This window comes from Mangrovivirga cuniculi (assembly GCF_005166025.1).
Classification (GTDB): Bacteria; Bacteroidota; Bacteroidia; order Cytophagales; family Cyclobacteriaceae; genus Mangrovivirga; species Mangrovivirga cuniculi.
The window spans coordinates 3451230-3467776 of the sequence record NZ_CP028923.1 but is presented as its reverse complement, the minus strand read 5'-3'; the positions used below and the strand labels follow the sequence as shown (position 1 = coordinate 3467776).

The window sequence follows — 16547 nt, the reverse complement described above, 5'->3', positions numbered from 1 at the left end:
TATATCTATTCTTTATTCTTATTTTTCTTATACTCAATAGCCGCCTTAACGAATCCGGTGAATAAAGGATGCGGTTTTAAAACGGTACTTTTTAATTCCGGGTGAAATTGAGAGCCCACAAACCAGGGGTGATCTTTTAATTCGACAATTTCAACCAGGTTTCTATCCGGGTTCATTCCGGACGCGATCATACCGTTTTTCTCGAACTGCTCGAGATATTTATTGTTGAACTCGAATCTGTGTCTGTGTCGCTCTTCGATATTTGCTTTATGGTAAATATTAAAAGCCTTAGTACCCTTTTTAATTTTACAGGCATAAGCACCTAATCTCATAGTGCCACCCATATTTTCAATATCTTTTTGATCTTCCATAAGATCAATTACAGGATATTTGGTTTCAGGATCAATTTCTGAAGAGGCAGCACCGTTAAGTCCGATTACGTTTCTTGCAAACTCAACAACTGCACACTGCATACCAAGACAAATACCAAAGAAAGGAATTTTATTTTCCCTGGCATATTTCACAGCAGCTAATTTCCCATCTATACCTCTTTCTCCAAAACCCGGTGCTACAAGAATCCCGTCCATTTCATCGAGATACTCTTTAACATTATCTTCAGAAACAATTTCAGATGAAATATGATGAACTTTTACTTTACATTCGTTTTCAGCACCCCCATGAACAAATGATTCATTGATAGATTTGTAAGCATCAGGCAATTCAACATATTTCCCGATAACTGCTATTTGAACTTCATTAGTAGGATTTTTTAGTCTACCAAGGAATTCTTTCCATTGATCAATGTCAGGCTGAGTTTTGGTAGGGAGCTTTAGTTTACTTAACACTCGCTCATCCAGTTTTTCTTTGCGCATCAATAGTGGTACATCATATATCGACTCTGCATCCAGAGCTTCAATGACACTATTGATCTGGACATTGCAAAACAGGGCCAGCTTCTTTCTGATATCCTGAGGTAAATGTTGTTCAGAACGACAAACTAAAATATCAGGCTGAATACCATTTTCAAGTAATTGCTTTACAGAATGCTGGGTAGGCTTAGTTTTTAATTCACCAGCAGCCTGTAGGAATGGAATTAAAGTCAGGTGGATATTCAGGAAATTGCTTGTTCCTAGTTCAATTCTGGCTTGCCTTACTGCTTCCAGAAATGGTAAAGATTCGATATCACCTACGCAACCACCTATTTCTGTAATGATAAAATCATAATCTTCGCTTTCCCCAAGCTTATAAAAATTCTTTTTGATCTCGTCAGTAATATGAGGGATTACCTGCACAGTTTTACCAAGGTAATCGCCACGACGTTCCTTCATTATAACATTATAATAGATACGTCCGGTGGTTACATTATTATCTTGTGATGTAGGTATATTGAGAAACCTCTCATAATGACCCAGGTCAAGATCTGTTTCAGCTCCATCATTCGTAACATAGCATTCTCCATGTTCATACGGGTTTAGTGTACCCGGATCAACATTAATGTATGGATCGAATTTTTGAATTGTGACTGAATAGCCTCTTGCCTGTAGTAGCTTCGCAAGCGATGCAGAGATGATTCCTTTACCAAGTGAGGACGTAACGCCGCCCGTAACGAAGATGTATTTAACTGCGCCCATAAGTTTTTTTAGATTCCAAATCTTACGGGGTACAAAGGTACTGTTAAAAAATTAATTAACGATAATTTATTAATAAAATAGCAGTGCTATGTTATTAAATCCGAAAATATGATTTTTTCTGGCTATTTAATAACCATTTTAACTTGTTTATACTCAAGCAATTTATCATTTATAAAAGATGCTTACTAGCTATATTTTTGAAATCATATTTAATTTAAATCGTTTGATAAATCCAAATTAATCGATTATTTGAATTTTGCCTTTAAAACATTGGATTTTTTAATAGTGAATTAGCCAATGTAAGTTTTTAGTATATTTCGTTTTTATTGTATTTAAACTTCTGTTAATCAGTGTTTTAAAGGGTGTTTTCCTTCGGTTGATGATTTGGTTTTTATCCATTTATTCTTTCTTTTTGTATGCGGACTTTTAAGACCAGCTATTTTATAGGTCTGCAACCAGCTAACTGAAAGAAAATGTACTTGAAACAACTATTTTTTAGTATTCTTGTGCTTGGTAGTTTATTAAATGCCAATGCCCAGGATCCGCAGCTCTCTCAATTTTACGCTGCACCTTTATATCTGAATCCGGGTTTTACCGGAACTTCGGAGGGAAATAGGGTTGCTTTAGTAAACAGAATTCAATGGCCGGGATTATCCCAGGCTTTTAATACCTATACTTTTTCATTTGATAAGTCTGTTGATCACCTCAATAGTGGTTTTGGAGTTTTTTTGATGGCCGATAAAATGGGATCTGCAAATCTCACTACATTTAATGGCAGTTTTAATTATTCCTATAAATTGAAGATTTCAGATAAAATAATGTTTTCTCCAGGAATATCTTTTGGAGTTGTCCGTCGACAATTGGATGCCCAAAAACTACTTTTTGGTGATCAATTGGATTTTGATAATGTTACTCCCGGTACCAGTGATCCGATCATCAGGGATATCCGACCAGTAACTTTTATGGACTTTGGAACCGGGTTATTGGTTTACAGCAGGCAATTCTGGGGAGGTATATCAGTATCACATATGAATTCTCCTTCTTATTCTCTTACTGGAGAAGATATCAGACTACCTGCTAAACTCACTGTACATGGTGGAGTGAAGCTAAAAATAGGGGAGCCCAAATCAAGGCAAGCGGAACCAGTATCATTGTTACCTTCATTTATCTATAGAAAACAAGGGAGATATGATCAGCTTGATGTTGGAGCACAGTTAAATTATTTACCTATTAAAATTGGTTTCTGGTATAGAGGCATACCCATTCAACAGGAAATAGAAGATAACATTAATCATGATGCAGTGGTATTGATGTTTGGGATTGAGATAAACAAACTCCATTTCGGATATTCTTATGATATTACAGTAAGTGAACTCGGGCCTCGTGCCGGAGGATCTCATGAAGTATCGGTTATCTATGACTTTCCGACCTTTTCAAGAGGTAAAATCACCAGAAAGGAAAAATTCATGCCTTGTCCACGCTTCTGATCTCTGTATTTTTGAAAATACCATTGTATTAGGCTACTTTTGAAGATTGAGTGAGTCTGATATAATTGAATGGTTGATTTAAGAGCACATTTAGAAGATATACCCGTATTTAAGATAGTCAGTGAGGCTGCCAGAGAATGTAAAGTCGATGTTTATTGTGTGGGAGGATACGTTAGAGACCTTATACTTAAACGCCCTTCTAAAGATATCGATTTTGTTTGTGTCGGAAGTGGCATAGAACTTGCAAAAGTTGTAGCAGGAAAACTTCCGGGCAAAAACCAGGTGAACTACTTTAAAAATTTCGGAACTGCAATGATTAATTCAGGCGACTATGAATTAGAATTCGTGGGAGCCAGGAAAGAGTCTTATCGCAAGAACAGTAGAAAGCCTGTAGTAGAAGATGGAACTCTTGAAGATGATCAGAACAGAAGAGATTTTACAATTAATGCACTGGCTTTAAGTTTAAACGAAGATAATTTCGGTGAATTAGTTGATCCTTTTGGTGGGGTAAAGGATTTACGTAGAAAATTAATTCGAACGCCTCTTGATCCTGATATTACTTTTTCTGATGATCCTTTAAGAATGATGAGGGCCATTCGCTTTGCTTCTCAATTAAATTTTGATATTGAGCCGGATACTTTTGAGTCAATAATGCAAAATGCCGGCCGGATAGAGATTGTCAGCAAAGAAAGGATCGTAGATGAACTCAATAAGATTATATTATCACCAAAGCCTTCTTATGGGTTTAAGTTACTTTTCCAGGCAGGCTTATTAAATCATTTCTTTCCGGAGATGGTCGATCTGCACGGAGTGGAGAAAAGAAAAGGACAATCGCATAAGGATAATTTTTACCACACTTTGGAAGTGCTTGATAATGTAGCAGAAGTCTCAGATGACCTATGGCTTAGATGGGCTGCGATCTTGCATGATATTGCCAAGCCACCAACCAAAAGGTTTAATCCTAAAGTTGGATGGACCTTTCATGGACACGAAGACAAAGGCGCAAGAATGGTTCCGGGGATTTTCAGAAGATTGAAGCTTCCCTTAAATGAGAAAATGAAGATGGTTCAAAAGCTTGTCAAGCTTCATTTAAGACCAATAGCCCTGGTAAAAGATACTGTTACAGATAGTGCAGTCAGGCGGGTTCTTTTTGAGGCCGGAGAGCATATCGATGAATTGATGATGCTTTGTAAAGCTGATATAACATCAAAAAACCACGAAAGAGTAAAGCGGTACCTTAAGAATTTTGAAAAAGTTGAAAAGAAAATGAAGGAAGTTGAGGAAAAGGACCACCTTCGGAATTTTCAACTTTCAATAACAGGGGAGGATATAATGAAGACTTTTGATATTAAACCTTCAAAGGTTATAGGAGAAATAAAAGACGAAATAAGAGAGGCGGTACTGGAGGGGACTGTTTCTAATAATTATGAAGATACCTACCCTCTTATGATAGAAATAGGAAACAGACTAGGACTAAAACAAAAACAAAAATCATGAAGAAACTTTTTATTTTAATTTTACTTGCAGGGTTATTTTTCACAATGGATGCGCAGCAGGATTCTACGAAACGAGCAATGACACCTGAGCAAAAAGCTGCACAACAACAAATGCAGCAAATGGGCATGGCCTTTACTCAGGTAGCAGCTTCTAAATATCAGCTAGCGAAAAGATACAATGATAGAAATGCACAAAAAGATGCCATTTATCAATTGATCGCAATCAATCCGAATAATATTAATCTATTAGATACATTAGCTTTAATGTATATTGAGGAAAGAAACTATGTGTCAGCGGCTCTTGTAACCAAGGATGTTTTACAAGTGCTGCCTGAAGATGAAATGGCATTGGAAATTTCAGCTTTAAGTTATGAAAACCTCGGGGTACTGGATCAGGCAGTGACAAGGTATGAAACTTTATATTTGAAGAATAATGATCCTGTTACTCTGTATAAAGTGGCAACTTTAAATCTGGATCTAAAAAGATATGAGGAGTTTGATACTAATGCCTCAACACTTGTTGATAATTTTAAAGATAGAATTTTGGAGATTAGTGATGGAAACGGAGGTACTCAGCAAGTAACAATGGAAACAGCAGTGAGATATTTGCAGGGCTTGCGATTTGAAAACTCAGGAGATAAGGATAAGGCTAAAGAATATTATAACATGTCATTGAAACTGAATCCTGATTTTTCAGCTGCTCAATCAGCTTTGGATAAGCTTAAATAAGATTAATATAAATTCTCTAATATAAAAAAGGCCGGAAGATCTGATTTCTTCCGGCCTTTTTTTATATTATGATAATCTGCTTATTATAAGCCAAATGTAACACCAATTAAAGCACCAGAAGTACCCGTTCCTCCACCAACTTCTAACATGGCAGCTATGTTAGGATTGAAGAAGTATTTCACCCCTGCTCTTAGTCCAAGATAAATTGTTGAAGTTTCACCATAATAAGGACCAAAATCATCGTCCCAATCGTTGTTCCATACAGCATATCCTAGCTCAAGTCCACCATAAAGATCCAATTCTCTGGGAATATTTAAGTGTCTTGAATAGTGATAATTACCAACCGCAGCCAAAGTAAATACAGAAGCATTATATTTAAATCCCTGGCTTCTGTAAGTTTTACTTGAGTATGAAGCTCTTGGTCCAACAGTAATAAATTCTGAAACACCAAATTGAACATCAGCAAATACAGGAACTCCCCATCCGCTTGTTCCTACCCCAACACTTAATTGAGTGGTTCCGTTATCAGGTCCCCAACCTTGGGCATTTGAAGCAAATGATAATGCTACTACAGCAAAAAATGTTAATAATAATTTTTCATGATTCGTGTGATTTTTGATCAAATGTATAATTTAAAAAATAAGTTTCGAGTTTATCAAAAGTAAATATTGATATAAAGTAAGGTTTGATCTTGAATTCAATATTTACGGAAGAATTTTATTGTCCTTACCGAATTTTTTATTGTAATCTTCAAAGGCCTGGTTGATGATTTCCAGAGCTGTCTCCCTGTTCTGAAATTCTTCAACAACCACTTCTTTGTGTTCAAGTTTTTTGTAATCCTCGAAGAATGCTCTCATTTCCCTTAACATATGCTCCGGTAGATCACCTATGTCTTTAAGGTGGTTTACACTCATATCCTGATCAGCAACGGCGATGATCTTATCGTCAGCTTCACCATTGTCAAGCATTCTCATTACTCCAATTACTTTAGCCGGAGTGATACACATAGGAACAATTTCAATCTGTGAAAAGACAAGGATATCTAATGGATCATCATCATCACAATAGGTCTTAGGAATAAAACCATAGTTTGCAGGATAATAAACATTAGAATAAAGGACTCTATCTAATATCAATAAACCAGACTCTTTATCCAGTTCGTACTTTGCTCTGCTATTTTTAGGTATTTCGATAATTCCGTTTACTTGCTCCGGCGCTCCTGCTCCCGGATCTACATCATGCCAAGGATTTAACATAGTATTATTTAGTTTTATAAAAGGAGGACAAAATTAAATTAATCGTTGTTAAACACCTTGATATTTGATTATAAATTCAACCTACAGTTAGTTTTTTTTAATTTTTTGCAATCTTTATATAGAAAATGCAACCCTTGATATTTAGTTGAATCTTTATTGTGAAAGTTTAAAAAATTGGTATCCGCAAATCACGAAATACATTTTAGCCTGATTGATCAATGCAGGGAAGGAGACAGGAAAGCTCAGTATGAATTATATAAGCTTTATTCGAAAGCTATGTTAAATACAGCTTTTCGGATTGTGGGTGAAAAGCAAGCTGCTGAAGATGTTGTTCAGGATTCTTTTATTAAGGCTTTCAATAATCTATATGCCTTTGAGGGACGCTCAAGGTTTGGAGCCTGGCTAAAAAGAATTGTAGTGAATGAATCTTTACAGGTTTTGAAAAAAAGTAAAATAGAATTTGTCGGGGATGAACAGATAGGTGATAAACCTGATTACGAATCTGAGGAAGGATATTTGAGTGAGGTAGATGTAGAAAGCGTAAAAAAATGCCTTGAGAAATTACCTGATGGCTTCCGGGTGGTTCTTTCACTCTATTTAATGGAAGGGTATGATCACAATGAGATTGGAGAAATTCTTGGAATCAGCCCGAATACTTCTAAAACCCAATATATGCGTGGTAAGAAGAAATTAAAAGAATCGATATTAAATCATCAAAGCGATGGAAGATAAAGATAAATTAAAAGAATATTTTAACAATCACAGACAGGAGTTCGACGATCTTGAACCTTCTAAAGATTTGTGGTCAGGGATTGAATCTGAACTCAAAGGTGAAGTTTCCGATAAAAGCGAAAGCAGATTTAACTGGTGGAAAGCTGCTGCTGTGATATTTATGGTTTGTACCATAGGATTGATCACAGTGATGTTCGTAAGAAATAATGAAGCTCAACCACAATTGACTGTCGAATCATATAATATTCCTGATCAGAATAAAGAGATTTCTTTTGATCCTGTCAGTACTGAAACATATTATTTCCAATTAATTTCTGAAAGGAAAAAGGAAATAGATCAAATGGATGCTCCTAAATCTGTTAGTGAAGCATATGATCAGGAGATCGAATCCCTATTGAAAAATTATAGAAAATTAAAAGCTGACCTGGAGGCTAACCCGGGAAATGAAATGCTTATCCAGGCTTTAGTTAAAAATTTAAAACTGCAGATCGATTTGCTCAATGAACAACTATTAATTCTTGAAAATTACAAAAACTACGAAAATGAGAACGATGAAAAACATAAAAACAGTTAATATTTTCTTTCTGATCATGCTGATATCAGCTTTTTCAATTATTGCTGATAGCAAGGCTGATGTTAGAAAAGAGAAAAAGTTTAACAAGCAATTTAAAGTCAACAATTCGACTTTAGTAACTGTCAAAAATAAATTCGGTAAGGTGAATATTGTACCATGGAATCAAAACTATGTCAAAATTGATGTCGAGGTGATAGTAGAAGCCAGAAATGACGACAGAGCCGATCGACTTCTGGAAAGAATATCTGTCGAATTTACAGGAAGCGATAATTCAAGTGAAGTTGGAGCTAAGACTGATATGAATGGTAACATGAATACTTCAAAAAACGAAAAGTTTGAGATTAATTATGAAGTAAAAGTACCCTCTTCACAACCCATGTCCGTCCGTCATCAGTTTGGTACATTGGTGATCGGAGATCTTAAAGGAAAATTAGATGTGTCACATCAACATGGCAATGCAATGCTTGGCAAAGTTACCGGCGAAGGGTCCACGATCGAGCTTCAGTTTGGTGACCTTGATATTGAAGAGTTATCAAACGCAGAAGTAGAAATACAGCATTGTGGAAATGTAACCATTGAAAAGGCCAATAATGTTGAATTGGAAAGTCAGCACTCTAATATCAGTTTTGGAGAAGTATCCTCAGTTGAAATCGAATTACAACACGGTAAGTTTCATTCGGATAAGCTTGGTAGTATAGAAGGGGATGTGCAGTTCAGCAAGTTTTCCATTGGAACTTTAACTAAAAGTCTTTCTCTGGATGTTCAACACACAGGTTCTTTTAAGGTTGATAAAGTCTCTGGATCAGTTAGTAATATAGAACTAGACGTTCAGTTTTCTTCTCCAACATTTCATTTTGAAAATTTAAACGCCTGGACGATGGAAATTGATGTGAGCCATGGAAAAGTATCTTACCCTTCAGGTTTTACTTTCCAAACTGTTAATGAGAAGTCTACTTCCGCTACATACCGAAGGAATGGAGGGTCAGGTAAAAAACTGTCAATTGATGGTCAGTTTTCGAATGTGACTTTAAAGTAATTAAAAACTACTATTGAGTTCAATATCTTCTTTTGAAGAATCAATCACCTTGCCGGTCTCACACTTGAGGATTCTGGCAGGGTGTTTTTTTACCAGGTTGTGGTCGTGCGTAGCCATTAATATAGCAGTGCCGGATCTGTTTATATCCTGGAATAACTTAAAGATGCCTTCAGATACTTCCGGATCCAGATTTCCTGTAGGCTCATCAGCTACTAGCATTGCAGGTTCATTAATTAACGCCCTGGCTATTGCCACCCGTTGCTGTTCTCCACCACTTAATTGATGTGGGTATTTTTGAGGAATAGATCCCAAGCCCACCTGCATAAGAACGTCAGTCATTCTGTTTTTAATCTTAGAACTTTCAGTCCATCCCGTAGCTTTCATAACAAACTGAAGATTTTCGGCTACAGTTCTGTCATCAAATAGCTGAAAGTCCTGGAAGACGATTCCAAGTTTTCTTCTAAGGTATGGTACTTTAGATGAGCTGAGGTTTTTAAGATTAAAACCTGCCACTTCAACATTCCCTTGTTTTAGTGGCAGGTCAGCATATAATGTTTTCAGTAATGAACTTTTTCCTGAACCAGTTCTTCCTACAAGAAAAGCGAATTCTCCTTTTTCCAACTCGAAATTAATATCTGTAAGGATTGGAATCCCGGACTGGAAAATAGTAAGGTTTTCTACTTTTACTAAAGGATCAGAGGAGAAAGTCATAGCTGCTAAATTAAATTATCCGTTTGCTTTTTTGTGGTCTGCAAGAAACTTCTCTAGTCCGCTGTCAGTTAAAGGATGGTTTAATAAACCAGTAATCACTTTTAGTGGACAAGTAGCAACGTCAGCGCCAATTTCAGCACATTTGATCAAGTGCATCGTGTGTCTTACTGATGCTGCTAAAACTTCAGTTTCATAACCGTAGTTTCCGTAAATATGTACAATTTGATCAATAAGTTCCAGACCATCAGTTGAAATATCGTCAAGTCTTCCAATAAATGGAGAAACGTAGCTTGCTCCAGCTTTAGCAGCTAAAAGTGCCTGTCCCGGACTGAAAATCAATGTACAGTTAGTTCTGATGCCTTCAGAAGAAAACCATTTGATTGCTTTTACACCTTCTTTGATCATAGGAACCTTTACAACGATCTTATCATCGATCTTTGCAAGCTCTTTTCCTTCTTTAATAATGTTGTCAAAGTCAGTTGCGATTACTTCAGCACTAACGTTGTTATCAACGATATCACAGATGGCCTTATAGTGATTTCTCACATTTTCTTCACCTGTGATTCCTTCCTTAGCCATAAGTGAAGGGTTAGTGGTTACTCCATCAAGAACTCCGAGGTCGTGTGCTTCTTCGATTTCTGCCAGGTTGGCGGTATCAATAAAGAATTTCATGTTGCAGATATTAGTTTGAATTTTGCTGCAAAACTAAATCTTTATTAGGTAAGACAAAAGGAATTAAAAGGATAAGAATTTTGAGAGGGATAAAAAAAGGCGAGCCGACATCGCACCGCTACGACCGTCTACCCTTGCTGCATTCCTGCCCTGGGGGAATTCGACGGGAGCTGGTCGTGCCGACTCGCGGATGCAAAGGTAGAAAAATCGGTTAATTTTCCACAGTTTTAACTCCTTTTTTGAAACTTTTTTTATAATTAGCTGAATATCAGGCAACCTTTTCATCCGGTTTTTTGTATTGTTAACAAATTGATCAATTTTTTAAATTATGGCTCGAACTTTTTCTATCAAATGGCCTCAAATCTGGGCGTTAATATTTTTAGATATAGCAATTTTAATTAGCTGGATAGCTTATCACAAATACCAACCTGTGGTACTGGATATTTTTGGTTTTTCATCTATTACCAGGGAATTTTTAATAATTCAGGCAATTATATTATTAATAACTCCACCTGCAGCAGGTATTTTTGCAGATAAGATCTGGTTAAAGAGAAAGGAAAAGTTACCGATTATCAAGGCGGGGATAAACCTGGTTACAATGGTTTTTATGTCTGTAGCTTTCACGGTCTTCTTTCAGCCGGATGGATGGTGGCGCTTTCTCGTTCCTATTCTGATTGTCTTTTGGTTAATTTTAATGAATGTATTTCATAGTCCGGCATTTTCCACATTCGAAATGTTCGTTCCGGAAAAGAAGTATCCACAAGTTATGGCATTATTTATTGTATTGATCCAGCTCGCTCAGGCAGTGGAACCGGTGATTATACAATTACTTGAATTCTTTGGTGGCCCGTTAACATTTGCTGTGGGGGAGTATTGGTATTTGGAACAGGTTTCTATCTTCAAAAGCAATTTTCTAATTTAAATTCTTCCCGAAAAACGAATTTAAAAGTGAAGAATGCCAAGAATAAAGAGAGTCAGCCCCTGTTGGTTTTTGTACTGGGATTGATCTTTGGAATAGCTACTAATTTCTTCTTTAATGTATTACCCGGACTGATCTCTGAGTTTAATTTAATATCATTTATCGATCTGAGTGCAGCCACTAAAACCGGAATTGTAATCGCCTTTTCAGCATTAGTCTGTTATCCTGTTTCTTTATTAGTTAGTAAAGTCGGGATTAATAAAGCGATGATTGCTTCGATCATACTAAGTATATTATTCGGAGGTCTGATCTATTTGACCACGGGTGTGCTTTCGACCATATTGATCTTCGTTTTTGCTATAGTATATGCCGGTCTTTCGGTAAGTACAATTCCTAATGCTTTTTTAAGATTAAATCCTGCACATAAAGTGTTTGGTCTTGGGCTCTTTTTTGCAGCAGCTGAACTACCTAATAGTATTTTCGAGATTTTAAATGTATAGATATAAAGAAAGGCCGATGATTATTTGTCGGCCTTTTTATATTTCTCCAGGTAAAGATTAAATTCTAACGGATTACCTTTTTCAAACCCATCTTCTTTAAGATCTTCATATATCTCTTCGTCAAATTCTCTTTCTTCTTTTTTCATATTTCCCTCAGAAGAAACCATTAATTCAGTTCCGGACAGATCGTGAGGATTGATTTGTAATAAAATAAATCCTTCGGGAAATTCTTTTTTAAAGTAATCAAATACTACAATAGATTTTTTCATGCTCAAAATTAATCATGAGCAGTTTAAGTTCTATATAATTTGACGATCTTTTAGGCGAATACAGGTTCAGATATTTCTATTTCAACTTTAGAATTTTTTCTACTTTCTTTTTCCAATAGCTTTTCTTCCAGTAGATCAGCCCAGGCATTCATGTATTTTACTACATCATCTTTTTTGTTGTGTCTCAGATAATCCTTGTTCGGAATTCTTTTAAGCACTTCTTTGTTTTTTAACCTTTCGAGCTCGATCAGGTCTTCAATAGTGAGCCCTTCATTTACCATTGTGTTGATAATCAGGTCAAACGGTTGTTTGCTATCTGTGCAATAGTCCATGGCTTGCTCAGTCCAGTCACCATATTTTTGCATCGCATAAGTATGTATTTCGCCTTTATTTAAATTAGTGATTTCCTGAGCCAGAAATCCACAATTGCAGCTTCCCATGTGCCCCCATTGATATTTATCACTTTCATTCAATTTCTCCGCGGCCTTTCTCAAGGCATTTATCAACGATTTATTAGGTCTGGCCATAATTAATTTGTTTTCTACACTTAAAAATTACCATTTATCAAATTTATTAACCAGATAATCAACCATATTGTTAAGTTTGAAGTTTAAAAATTCGATCATATAACATGAAAAAAATTTATTTACTTCTGTTGGCAGCCGGTATAATGGGATGTCAGACTAATGAAGAAAATTCTTCTAATAAGGCCATTGATGTTTCATTAATGGATACAACAGTTAGAGCACAGGATGATTTTTTCAGGTATGTAAATGGTACCTGGGTAGATGAAACTGAAATTCCTGGAGATCAGGGAAGATGGGGGAGCTTTAACGAATTAAGAGAAAAAAGTACAACAACTGTAAGAGAGGTTCTCGAAAATGCACTTGAAAGCGGAGAGTTGAAAGAAGGCTCTGATGAATACAAAGCAGGACTTTTTTACAATGTTGGTATGGATTCAAGTCTTGCAGAAAATGTAGGAATTAAACCGTTAGCTCCTTACTTTGATCAGATAAATGACATTTCTGATAAAGTATCTCTTCAGGAGTATGTGATTCAGGATCATAAAAGAGGTGGTAGCGTATTCTTTGGTTTTGGTGTTCTTGCTGATCTTAAGAATAGTAAAGTTAATGCTGCTTACCTATGGCAATCTGGTTTGGGTCTGCCTGACAGAGATTATTATTTTAAAGAAGATTCAGTTTCTCAATCTATTAGAGAGGAATATGTTAAGCACGTAGAAAAAATGCTCGTCCTGGCTGGTGAAGATCTGGAAATAGCTTCTTCTCAGGCGAAAAAGGTAATGGAGATAGAAACTCTATTAGCTGATTCTTCAAGAACAAGGGTTGAGATGAGAAATATTCCTGCTCTGTACAATAAATATGCAGTTGGGAATGTGGCAGAGTTAAATGATGAGTTTAATTGGAGTGAATATTTTGCAGGAATCGGTCTTGCAGATCTTGATAGTATAATCGTTTCTGTCCCTGAATTTTTCCAGGGCGTGGATGTTGTTGTTTCTAATTATGATTCTGAAGCCTGGAAAGCTTACTTGAAATGGCATCTAATAAATGATTATGCCAATTACCTTAGTAATGATTTAGTTTCTCAAAATTTTGCTTTTTACGGTAAAAAACTAAGGGGAACTGAAGAAATGAGACCTAGATGGAAGAGAGTTCTTTCTATGGTAAACGGGGTTGCCGGTGAAGCTGTTGGTAAATTGTACGTTGCTGAAGCTTTTCCTCCTGAAGCAAAGGAAACAGCTGATAAAATGGTTAAAAACGTTCTTTCAGCATTCGGTGATAGAATCGAAGCCCTTGATTGGATGACAGACTCAACTAAAACTAAAGCTTTAGAGAAATTGAGTACTATCACAGTTAAGATTGGTTATCCGGATGAATGGAAAGATTATAGCGACCTTAATATCGTTGAAACCAGCCTAGTTGAAAATATGATCAATGCAAGGGAGTGGAATTTCAAAAAAGATATTGAAAAAGTAGGTCAGCCGGTAGATAAAAAAGAATGGGGCATGACTCCTCAGACTGTTAATGCTTACTATAGTCCTTTAAACAATGAAATCGTTTTCCCTGCAGCAATTTTACAACCTCCTTTCTTTGATTTTAAAGCTGATGATGCAGTAAATTATGGTGGTATTGGTGCAGTAATTGGTCATGAAGTGTCTCACGGTTTTGATGATAACGGATCGAGATTTGATTCAGAAGGAAATATGAAAAACTGGTGGAGTGAAACAGATGCTGAACAATTTGAATCAAAATCAGCTATGTTGATCAAACAATTTGATCAGTATGAACCACTTCCGGCAGTAAATGTAAATGGAAAGCTGACTCTTGGAGAAAATATCGGTGACCTATGTGGTCTTTCAGTAGCTTATGATGGGTTAATGAATCATTATGAAGCAACCAGTAAGCCTGAACCAATTGCAGGATTTACAGCTGAACAGCGATTCTTTATGTCATGGGCAACTGTATGGAGAATCAAATACAGAGATGAAACGTTAAGAAACCTTATACAAACGGATTCTCATTCTCCGGGAATGTACCGTGCAAATGGTCCGTTAAAAAACATTGATGCTTTCTATGCTGCGTTTAATGTTGAAGAAGGTGATGATATGTATCTTCCGGAAGAAAAAAGAGTGAAGATCTGGTAAGAGTTAATAAGTATTTAAGAGAAGGCAGTTACTAAAGATCACAGTAACTGCTTTTTTTATTTTAGGCGATATTTTTTATTTTTAATTCAGTTGTATTATCTGTTAACTCAAAATTAATAATTATGGGAAAAGGAGATAAAAAGACAAGAAAAGGTAAAATCTGGAGAGGTTCATATGGTGTGAACAGACCCAGAAAACAGAAAAATGCCGAAACGAAAAAAGAGGTAAGAGCCTCAGCCCAAAAAAAATGATGTAAAATTGTTTGACAAATTGATATGAAGGATTACATTTGTTTCAAATGATGAAAATTAATATACATAATGCATGGTACTGGTGGTACATCGACAGATGAACACGGGACCGTTATGTATAAAAAGATATAATTAATAATCTTAAAAAGCTTGTCGGTTCCGGCAAGCTTTTTTTTTGGTCTAAACTCAATAAAAAAGTATGAAATACAGGTTTAAATCAACGGTAAAGCGCTTTCTGGCTGATACGATCACACCAGTAAACCTTTACTTAAAACTAAGAGATAAATTCCCGGGCACTCTGCTACTGGAAAGTTCAGATTACCATGGTCATGAGAATAGTTATTCTTATATCTGTTTTGATCCGATAGCATCTTTTATTGTAGACAAAGGTGAGTTAACCCTGGAAATGCCTGGTGAAAATCCGGTGACTGAAAAGGTTGACAGATCAAATGTCGTTGATAAGCTTACTGAGTTTGCACGATCATTTGAAGGAAGTGATCTGGATCTACCTTTCGCAGTGAATGGTTTATTCGGATACATGGGATATGATGCAGTTCAATATTTCGAAGATCTGGATCTACAGCAAAAGGATGATGAAAACCATATTCCTGAAATTAGGTACTCTGTTTACCGTTATATTCTGGTAATCGATCATTTTAAAAATGCTTGCTTTCTGATTTCTCATCATTTAAGTGAAGATGAAGGAATGACTGAGCAGGAATTGATGTCTTTGATCGACAATAAAAATTACCCGGGATATACCTTCTCAGTATCTGAAAATGAGCAAGCCAATATTGATGAAAAAGATTTTCTTGAAATTTTAGACAAAGGACAGCAAGCCTGTTTTAATGGAGATGTCTTTCAAATTGTATTGAGCCGTAGATTTAATATTGGGTTTAACGGTGATGAATTTAATGTTTACAGGGCACTAAGATCTATCAATCCATCTCCTTATCTATTTTACTTTGATTATGGTAGCTACAAGATATTCGGGTCTTCACCGGAAGCACAACTGGTAATTAATGAAGGACAGGCTGGTATTTACCCGATAGCAGGAACTTTTAAAAGAACCGGGAATGATAAAACTGATGCTCAACTGGCGGAAAGACTACTTGAAGATCCTAAAGAAAACTCTGAACATTTAATGCTGGTTGATCTGGCGAGAAACGATCTGAGTCGTTCTGCTAAATCAGTGGAAGTTGAAACGTATAAGGAAGTTCAGTTTTATTCTCACGTAATACACCTTGTTTCTAAAGTTACCGGGAAGCTCAATGGTTCGGCAAGCCCGATCAGGTTAGTAGCAGATACTTTCCCTGCAGGGACTTTATCCGGAGCTCCGAAATATAAAGCGATGTCGTTGATCGATTCGCTCGAACCGACAGCCAGAAGTTACTATGGAGGGGCAATTGGCTACCTTGGTTTTAACGGTGATTTCAACCATGCGATTATGATCAGGTCTTTTCTGAGTAAACAAAATAAGCTCTATTTTCAGGCAGGTGCCGGAGTGGTGGCAAAATCAGAAATAGAAAGCGAATTGCAGGAAGTAAATAACAAGGTAGCAGCCTTGCGCCAGGCAATTACGGATGCGGAAGAAATTAATAAAAGATATTAATAATTGATCA

18 protein-coding genes and 1 other RNA gene are annotated in these 16547 nt (G+C 36.2%); 11 read left to right on the top strand and 8 right to left on the bottom strand.

The features are described from left to right. Nucleotides 1–5: 5 nt before the first annotated feature. Nucleotides 6–1631: a CTP synthase gene (locus DCC35_RS15290; RefSeq protein WP_137091629.1), complete on the bottom strand. Its 1626-nt coding sequence runs from the start codon at nt 1629–1631 to the stop codon at nt 6–8. Nucleotides 1632–2104: 473 nt separating this feature from the next. On the opposite strand from DCC35_RS15290, the gene DCC35_RS15285 reads away from it, so the two are divergent. The 3 genes from DCC35_RS15285 (at nt 2105) to DCC35_RS15275 (ending at nt 5343) form a co-directional block, all read left to right on the top strand. After that, on the top strand, nt 2105–3118 hold the full coding sequence (locus DCC35_RS15285) for a PorP/SprF family type IX secretion system membrane protein (RefSeq protein WP_137091628.1): 1014 nt from the start codon (nt 2105–2107) through the stop codon (nt 3116–3118). Nucleotides 3119–3187: 69 nt separating this feature from the next. Continuing rightward, nucleotides 3188–4615, top strand: coding sequence for a CCA tRNA nucleotidyltransferase (locus DCC35_RS15280; RefSeq protein WP_137091627.1), 1428 nt, complete (start codon nt 3188–3190; stop codon nt 4613–4615). Beyond that, entirely contained in the window at nt 4612–5343 is a 732-nt protein-coding gene (locus DCC35_RS15275) for a tetratricopeptide repeat protein (protein ID WP_137091626.1), read from the top strand. The genes DCC35_RS15280 and DCC35_RS15275 overlap by 4 nt, the downstream gene beginning before the upstream one ends. 83 nt (nt 5344–5426) lie before the next feature. Here DCC35_RS15275 and DCC35_RS15270 read toward each other — a convergent pair whose 3' ends face one another. Then, entirely contained in the window at nt 5427–5966 is a 540-nt protein-coding gene (locus DCC35_RS15270) for a hypothetical protein (protein ID WP_137091625.1), read from the bottom strand. 81 nt (nt 5967–6047) lie between these two features. Beyond that, entirely contained in the window at nt 6048–6599 is a 552-nt protein-coding gene (locus DCC35_RS15265; protein WP_137091624.1) for an inorganic diphosphatase, read from the bottom strand. Between the two features lie 174 nt (nt 6600–6773). Between DCC35_RS15265 and DCC35_RS15260 the strand changes: the two genes are divergently transcribed. The 3 genes from DCC35_RS15260 to DCC35_RS15250 are packed head-to-tail and all read left to right on the top strand — an operon-like array spanning nt 6774 to nt 8941. Next, the gene (locus DCC35_RS15260) at nt 6774–7331 is read left to right on the top strand and encodes an RNA polymerase sigma factor (protein WP_137091623.1); all 558 of its coding nucleotides are present in this window, start codon (nt 6774–6776) and stop codon (nt 7329–7331) included. Then, complete coding sequence (locus DCC35_RS15255; protein ID WP_137091622.1) at nt 7321–7905, top strand: hypothetical protein; 585 nt, start codon at nt 7321–7323, stop codon at nt 7903–7905. The genes DCC35_RS15260 and DCC35_RS15255 overlap by 11 nt, the downstream gene beginning before the upstream one ends. After that, nucleotides 7883–8941, top strand: coding sequence for a hypothetical protein (locus tag DCC35_RS15250; RefSeq protein ID WP_137091621.1), 1059 nt, complete (start codon nt 7883–7885; stop codon nt 8939–8941). The genes DCC35_RS15255 and DCC35_RS15250 overlap by 23 nt, the downstream gene beginning before the upstream one ends. Here the strand turns inward: DCC35_RS15250 and DCC35_RS15245 are convergent, their stop codons facing one another. From DCC35_RS15245 to ffs, 3 genes are all read right to left on the bottom strand, one after another. Beyond that, nucleotides 8942–9652 (bottom strand): cell division ATP-binding protein FtsE, encoded by a 711-nt coding sequence (locus tag DCC35_RS15245; RefSeq protein ID WP_137091620.1) that lies wholly within the window; start codon nt 9650–9652, stop codon nt 8942–8944. Between the two features lie 15 nt (nt 9653–9667). Further along, nucleotides 9668–10324, bottom strand: a complete 657-nt coding sequence (fsa, locus tag DCC35_RS15240) for a fructose-6-phosphate aldolase (protein ID WP_137091619.1) — start codon at nt 10322–10324, stop codon at nt 9668–9670. Nucleotides 10325–10417: 93 nt separating this feature from the next. Beyond that, an RNA gene (gene ffs, locus DCC35_RS15235) (signal recognition particle sRNA small type) lies at nt 10418–10515 on the bottom strand. A gap of 137 nt (nt 10516–10652) precedes the next feature. Between ffs and DCC35_RS15230 the strand changes: the two genes are divergently transcribed. Further along, nucleotides 10653–11246: a hypothetical protein gene (locus DCC35_RS15230; RefSeq protein WP_137091618.1), complete on the top strand. Its 594-nt coding sequence runs from the start codon at nt 10653–10655 to the stop codon at nt 11244–11246. 26 nt (nt 11247–11272) lie between these two features. After that, nucleotides 11273–11743, top strand: coding sequence for a hypothetical protein (locus DCC35_RS15225; protein WP_137091617.1), 471 nt, complete (start codon nt 11273–11275; stop codon nt 11741–11743). 20 nt (nt 11744–11763) lie between these two features. Here the strand turns inward: DCC35_RS15225 and DCC35_RS15220 are convergent, their stop codons facing one another. Both DCC35_RS15220 and DCC35_RS15215 read right to left on the bottom strand, forming a co-directional pair. After that, the gene (locus DCC35_RS15220; RefSeq protein ID WP_137091616.1) at nt 11764–12012 is read right to left on the bottom strand and encodes a hypothetical protein; all 249 of its coding nucleotides are present in this window, start codon (nt 12010–12012) and stop codon (nt 11764–11766) included. Between the two features lie 50 nt (nt 12013–12062). Then, a complete protein-coding gene (locus DCC35_RS15215) occupies nt 12063–12539 on the bottom strand; it encodes a hypothetical protein (protein ID WP_137091615.1) in 477 nt (158 codons plus the stop codon). 104 nt (nt 12540–12643) lie between these two features. Between DCC35_RS15215 and DCC35_RS15210 the strand changes: the two genes are divergently transcribed. The 3 genes from DCC35_RS15210 (at nt 12644) to DCC35_RS15200 (ending at nt 16537) form a co-directional block, all read left to right on the top strand. Further along, complete coding sequence (locus DCC35_RS15210; protein WP_137091614.1) at nt 12644–14674, top strand: M13 family metallopeptidase; 2031 nt, start codon at nt 12644–12646, stop codon at nt 14672–14674. A gap of 122 nt (nt 14675–14796) precedes the next feature. Then, complete coding sequence (locus DCC35_RS15205; protein WP_137091613.1) at nt 14797–14925, top strand: 30S ribosomal protein THX; 129 nt, start codon at nt 14797–14799, stop codon at nt 14923–14925. Nucleotides 14926–15124: 199 nt separating this feature from the next. Then, entirely contained in the window at nt 15125–16537 is a 1413-nt protein-coding gene (locus DCC35_RS15200) for an anthranilate synthase component I family protein (protein WP_137091612.1), read from the top strand. The last annotated feature ends 10 nt before the right edge of the window (nt 16538–16547 follow it).

Excerpts from the sequence above, each read along its gene's own strand:
- DCC35_RS15290 (WP_137091629.1), bottom strand. The coding sequence starts at position 1,631 with ATGGGCGCAGTTAAATACATCTTCGTTACGGGCGGCGTTACGTCCTCA.
- DCC35_RS15285 (WP_137091628.1), top strand. The coding sequence starts at position 2,105 with ATGTACTTGAAACAACTATTTTTTAGTATTCTTGTGCTTGGTAGTTTA.
- DCC35_RS15280 (WP_137091627.1), top strand. The coding sequence starts at position 3,188 with ATGGTTGATTTAAGAGCACATTTAGAAGATATACCCGTATTTAAGATA.
- DCC35_RS15275 (WP_137091626.1), top strand. The coding sequence starts at position 4,612 with ATGAAGAAACTTTTTATTTTAATTTTACTTGCAGGGTTATTTTTCACA.
- DCC35_RS15265 (WP_137091624.1), bottom strand. The coding sequence starts at position 6,599 with ATGTTAAATCCTTGGCATGATGTAGATCCGGGAGCAGGAGCGCCGGAG.
- DCC35_RS15255 (WP_137091622.1), top strand. The coding sequence starts at position 7,321 with ATGGAAGATAAAGATAAATTAAAAGAATATTTTAACAATCACAGACAG.
- DCC35_RS15250 (WP_137091621.1), top strand. The coding sequence starts at position 7,883 with ATGAAAAACATAAAAACAGTTAATATTTTCTTTCTGATCATGCTGATA.
- DCC35_RS15245 (WP_137091620.1), bottom strand. The coding sequence starts at position 9,652 with ATGACTTTCTCCTCTGATCCTTTAGTAAAAGTAGAAAACCTTACTATT.
- fsa (WP_137091619.1), bottom strand. The coding sequence starts at position 10,324 with ATGAAATTCTTTATTGATACCGCCAACCTGGCAGAAATCGAAGAAGCA.
- DCC35_RS15230 (WP_137091618.1), top strand. The coding sequence starts at position 10,653 with ATGGCTCGAACTTTTTCTATCAAATGGCCTCAAATCTGGGCGTTAATA.
- DCC35_RS15220 (WP_137091616.1), bottom strand. The coding sequence starts at position 12,012 with ATGAAAAAATCTATTGTAGTATTTGATTACTTTAAAAAAGAATTTCCC.
- DCC35_RS15215 (WP_137091615.1), bottom strand. The coding sequence starts at position 12,539 with ATGGCCAGACCTAATAAATCGTTGATAAATGCCTTGAGAAAGGCCGCG.
- DCC35_RS15210 (WP_137091614.1), top strand. The coding sequence starts at position 12,644 with ATGAAAAAAATTTATTTACTTCTGTTGGCAGCCGGTATAATGGGATGT.
- DCC35_RS15205 (WP_137091613.1), top strand. The coding sequence starts at position 14,797 with ATGGGAAAAGGAGATAAAAAGACAAGAAAAGGTAAAATCTGGAGAGGT.
- DCC35_RS15200 (WP_137091612.1), top strand. The coding sequence starts at position 15,125 with ATGAAATACAGGTTTAAATCAACGGTAAAGCGCTTTCTGGCTGATACG.